Source organism: Streptomyces mutabilis (genome assembly GCF_014649815.1).
GTDB lineage: Bacteria > Actinomycetota > Actinomycetes > Streptomycetales > Streptomycetaceae > Streptomyces > Streptomyces mutabilis.
Genome location: NZ_BMTT01000332.1, coordinates 1 through 513, shown reverse-complemented (window position 1 = coordinate 513; position 513 = coordinate 1). Strand labels below are relative to the sequence as shown.

The window sequence follows — 513 nt, the reverse complement described above, 5'->3', positions numbered from 1 at the left end:
ACCATGGCTTCACCAAGGTCAACAACAATCCAATCAGAAACGCCTTGTCCTTCGATGCCTAAAGGTTGTAATCCTGCTTCACGACAGTCATCAACCAGATTATCGGCGACAGACATTAAGTGTCTGTTTGAAGTTCCCGTACAGATGATCATGTAATCAGTGACACTTGATTTTCCACGAACATCTAATGCGATAATGTCTTGAGCTTTAGAATCCTCAAGTTTATCAATAATAAATTGCTGTAATTCTGAGCCTTGCAAAAGGGTCACCTTTTTCTATTTAGTTAACTCAATCGAGAAAATAACAAAGCGCTATTTTAAAGGAATTTATACCAATAAATCTATTTTACTCGATGATTTATTCCAGTTGTCGATAGCAAAAACATCTATCAAGTATGGTTGCTATTCGACGCTTGATTTAGAAAAATTCATATATGCCTATTTATTGCGCCATAATAAATAATAAAAGCCGGCAGATAAGAACTTTCCAATTAGACGACAGTTTTACTCCACA

General features: G+C 35.9%; 1 protein-coding gene. It reads right to left on the bottom strand.

Annotated features, from left to right (window positions below):
• Positions 1 to 269, bottom strand: a 269-nt coding sequence (gene rsfS, locus IE142_RS40535; protein WP_191889545.1) for a ribosome silencing factor, incomplete at its 3' end; no start/stop codon positions are given.
• Positions 270 to 513 lie beyond the last annotated feature (244 nt).